Source organism: Corynebacterium sp. HMSC078H07 (assembly GCF_001812805.1).
Taxonomy (GTDB): Bacteria; Actinomycetota; Actinomycetes; order Mycobacteriales; family Mycobacteriaceae; genus Corynebacterium.
In genome coordinates this window covers 1-328 of the sequence record NZ_KV810443.1, presented here as the reverse complement: position 1 = coordinate 328, position 328 = coordinate 1, and the positions used below count along the sequence as shown (strand labels likewise).

The following is a 328-nucleotide window of genomic DNA, read 5'->3' as shown; positions in this document are numbered from 1 at the left end:
TGAGCCGAAGGTTTCGACGAATGCTGACTTTGCGAATGGTGCAACTGAGGTTGTTGCTGGTGCGAAGGTTAACGATACGGTGACGTATGAGGGTCTGGTTCCGGGTAAGGAATACACTCTTAAGGCGGAGTTGATTTCTAAGGCTGATGGTAAGACTGTTCTGGGTGAGGGTGAGAAGACCTTTACTCCGGAGGCTGCCAACGGTGAGGTTGTTGTTGAGATCACTGTTGATGAGTCTGTGACGGAGCCGGTTGAGGCTGCGGTTGCTTTTGAGGAGTTGACTTCTGTTGAGGTCAACAAGGATGGCGAGGAGACTCCGGATGCTACT

At 51.5% G+C, this 328-nt stretch carries 1 protein-coding gene; it reads left to right on the top strand.

All coding sequences use genetic code 11. The features are described from left to right. Positions 1-328, top strand: a 328-nt coding sequence (locus HMPREF2875_RS01975) for a VaFE repeat-containing surface-anchored protein (RefSeq protein ID WP_168165555.1), incomplete at both ends; no start/stop codon positions are given.